Source organism: Massilia atriviolacea (assembly GCF_003953935.1).
In the GTDB taxonomy this organism is placed as follows: Bacteria; Pseudomonadota; Gammaproteobacteria; order Burkholderiales; family Burkholderiaceae_D; genus Telluria_A; species Telluria_A atriviolacea.
In genome coordinates this window covers 1-341 of record NZ_RXLQ01000077.1, presented here as the reverse complement: position 1 = coordinate 341, position 341 = coordinate 1, and the positions used below count along the sequence as shown (strand labels likewise).

General features: G+C 62.2%; 1 protein-coding gene. It reads left to right on the top strand.

Features of this window, described 5'->3' with window-relative positions:
- Positions 1-341, top strand: a 341-nt coding sequence (locus EJB06_RS31615; RefSeq protein WP_164558118.1) for an IS3 family transposase, incomplete at both ends; no start/stop codon positions are given.

Below are 341 nucleotides of genomic sequence, written 5' to 3'. Positions count from 1 at the left end.
TACCCGCTTGGCCTGTTGTGCCGCGTCTTTGATGTGTCGCGCAGCGGCTTCTATGCAGCAGTGGAGCGCCCGCCATCCCGGCGCGCACAGGACGATCAGCGACTGAAGGTGGCGATCAAAGCTGCGCACGTCCAGACACGGGAGACGTACGGCCCGTTACGGCTGCAGCCTGAATTGGTCTCGCAAGGATTTGATACGGGACGTGACCGTATCGTGCGGCTGCGGCAGGAACTGGGCCTGCGGTGCAAGCAAAAACGCAAGTTCAAGGCGACGACGAACTCGCGCCATGCATTCCCGGTAGCGGAGAACCTGTTGAACCAAACGTTCGCGCCAACCCGGCC